Below are 3325 nucleotides of genomic sequence, written 5' to 3'. Positions count from 1 at the left end.
TGGGTATAGTGAGGGTCTTGTTGCGCTTGTATATCGGTAAAAGCGAATAATATTAATAGGGTTATGATATGTATTTTCTTCATTTTGTAGTATTATTTTTTTATTTAAAAAGGTTATTTTTATCTATTTATATACACCCATCCGGTATCAGGTTTGTCATTATTTAATAAGGTAATTACATAAAAATAGGTTCCGTCAGGAAGCTCTTTACCATCATTACTTGATCCGCTCCATTCATTTTTGTAATTATTTTTTGAATATACTTCTTGTCCATATCTATTATAAATTTGAAGGCGTTTTACTTCAAAATTTTCTAAATCAAAAAAGTTATTGTATTCATCATTATTAGGAGATATCCCTTTAGGGTAATTACAAGATACATTTTTAACTTCATATTCCTTCATTTTTTTACAGCCATCAGACACAACTTCTAAGCTGTAATTACCGTTTTTAGTTACAATAGTTGAATTCGTTGTACTGATACTTTCACTCATCGCGTTTAACCAATTGTATGAGAAATTTGAATTCAAATTAATACTTAATTCATAATTATTACTATTACATTCTCCTGTAATTTGAAACTCCGGAAAATCCTTAACCGTTATTGTTAATTCTTGTTTAATTGCACATTGTTGATCATTATCGGGTGTAAAAGTATACGTTTTTGTTGTTAAATTGTCTAAAATTGGTGACCAATTTCCTTTGATTCCATTTATTGAAATTGGTGGCAAAGAATTTATGGCCTCGCCAGAACAAATTGGATTAACTGAATTAAAAGTTGGAATAATACTATTATTAACTTCAATATCTTTAAAAGAAGACTTAATACATTGTCCTTGAGTTGGAGAAATAGTATATGTTATAGTTACTGAGCCAGCAGAAACACCTGTTACTACTCCTGCAACATTAACAGTAGCAATATTGTTATCAGACGAACTCCAAGTTCCTCCTGAAATACTTGATAAAAGTGGTATCGTTAATCCTTGACATAGTTTTGTATTTCCTGTTAATAGTCCAGCATTAGTATCATTGTTAAAAGTAATATCACGAGAAACGAATGCATTAGGGCAACCGTCTATCCCTAAAACTGTATATGTAATTGTAGCCGTTCCAACTGAAACTCCTGTAACAATGCCAGTTGTCGAATTTACTGTAGCAATTGCAGTATCTGATGAAATCCATGAACCCCCATTTGATGTGGACGAAAAAGTTGGAGAAAAACCTAAGCAAACATTTTGAGTTCCGCTTAATATTCCTGCGTTTGGGGGTGTAGATACAGTTAAAGTTATTGGTTTGATATCAGAACAAATTCCTGAGGTACTTTTTATATAATAGGTTCCACTTGTTGCTATTGCTGTTGGTGTAGCCAAAGCTGTGGTCGCTGTTGCATTGGTCCAATAGGTTAATGTACCTCCACCTGTACTTCCTGCTGTAACTGCTGGTAAAGTAATATTAATAGTTGCTGGCGAACATACCTCACCTGGATTGGTAATGTTCAACACTTGGGCTGGATTTATAGTAACCACAACAGGTTTAATATCCGAACAAATACTAGAGACACTTTTAATGTAATACGTACCGCTAGTAGTTATTGCTGTTGGGGTTGCTAAAGATATGGTTGCAGTGGCATTTGTCCAATAGGTTAAGACACCTCCTCCTGTACTTCCTGATGTAACGGATGGTAAAGTAATGTCAACTGTTGCTGGAGAACAAACTGCTGCTGGATTGGTAATGTTTAAAACTGGAGTTGCCGTTACAGTTACAGTTACTGGTTTGATATCAGAACAAATTCCTAAGGTACTTTTTATATAATAGGTTCCACTTGTTGCTATTGCTGTTGGTGTAGCCAAAGCTGTGGTCGCTGTTGCATTGGTCCAATAGGTTAATGTACCTCCACCTGTACTTACTGCTGTAACTGCTGGTAAAGCAATATTGACTGTTGCTGGCGAACATACCTCGGCAGGATTGGTAATACTCAAAACAGGAGTTGTGGTTATTTTTATAATTACCGGCTTTATATCAGAACAAATTCCTGAGGTACTTTTTATATAATAGGTTCCACTTGTTGCTATTGCTGTTGGTGTAGCTAAAGGTGTGGTTGCTGTTGCATTGGTCCAATACGATAATACACCTCCACCTGTACTTCCTGCTGTAACCGCTGCTAAAGTTATATTAATTGTTGCTGGCGAACACACCTCGGCAGGATTGGTTATGCTTAATGCTTGGGCAGGATTAATTGTAACCACAACGGGTTTAATATCCGAACAAATACTAGAGACACTTTTAATGTAATATGTACCACTTGAAGCTATCGCTGTTGGAGTAGCTAAAGCAATAGTAGCAGTTGCGTCACTCCAATAAGATAAGGTTCCACCTCCTGTACTTCCTGATGTAACCGCTGGTAAAGTAATATTAACTGTTGTAGGGGTACAAACCGATGCGGGATTGGTAATACTTAAAGCTGGTGTAACATCTACAGTGACTGTTTTAGATAAAAGACAATTTTTTGAAGTTGTTGTAAATGAGATATCATCAATTGCAAAGTCGTTACCCGGTAACGAAATATTGGTATTAATAATTTGTATTTTAGCAGTAGTAGCTGTACCTGAATTCCAAGTACCAAATATTCTTGTCCAACCCGGACTACCTGCATTTGTTGCGACAGATACGGGTAGTGTAATTTGTACCCCATTTATTAAAACTTTAAATTTTGCAGGAAGGGTTGATACTGCATTTTGTGCAAAAAATTCGAAAGTGTAGGACTTACTGTTATCTACTAGTATAGTTTGAGACCATATTGTTTTATTTGCAAACGTAGCTCCTTTGGCAACAAACATCTTCCCAGTGCCACTCCTATCAGTACTAGTAATAAAAGCTGGATTCCATAAATTTGGATTAGTAGTTATACCATAATCAAATTGTGTTAAACTGGCACTTAATGGAGTATTTATAAAGTCAGAATAAAATCCCGAATTACTGCTCTCAAAACCTCCGTTAGTGATTAAATTAGTATTTAGAATTGTTCTTGATGAAGTTACGGTATATGTCGTATTAACCGCAGGAGATACAATTGCTGTAGTAGTTGTACTCGATATAGCTACTACCGGAACAGACGTCCAAGCATATGTCGTACCGCCGTTTGATGCAGTTAATGTGACGGGGGAACTGGGCGATACACAACCCATTGCAGAGCTAATTAAAGTAATATCAGTAGGAGCTACAAGGTTTATTGTTGAAGAAGTAACTTTTCTTGGAGGAGTGTTTGAATCTACGACAGTCACTACATAAGAATCTGGAGATAATCCTGTAAAAACTCCTGTAGAGT

General features: G+C 35.7%; 1 protein-coding gene. It reads right to left on the bottom strand.

All coding sequences use genetic code 11. The features are described from left to right. Positions 1-119 precede the first annotated feature (119 nt). A partial coding sequence (locus ACFQ0S_RS07245; protein WP_379819073.1) for a T9SS type B sorting domain-containing protein occupies positions 120-3325 on the bottom strand: 3206 nt, incomplete at its 5' end.

This window comes from Flavobacterium myungsuense, from assembly GCF_042677265.1.
In the GTDB taxonomy this organism is placed as follows: domain Bacteria; phylum Bacteroidota; class Bacteroidia; order Flavobacteriales; family Flavobacteriaceae; genus Flavobacterium; species Flavobacterium myungsuense.
This window is presented reverse-complemented; position numbering and strand designations above follow the sequence as displayed.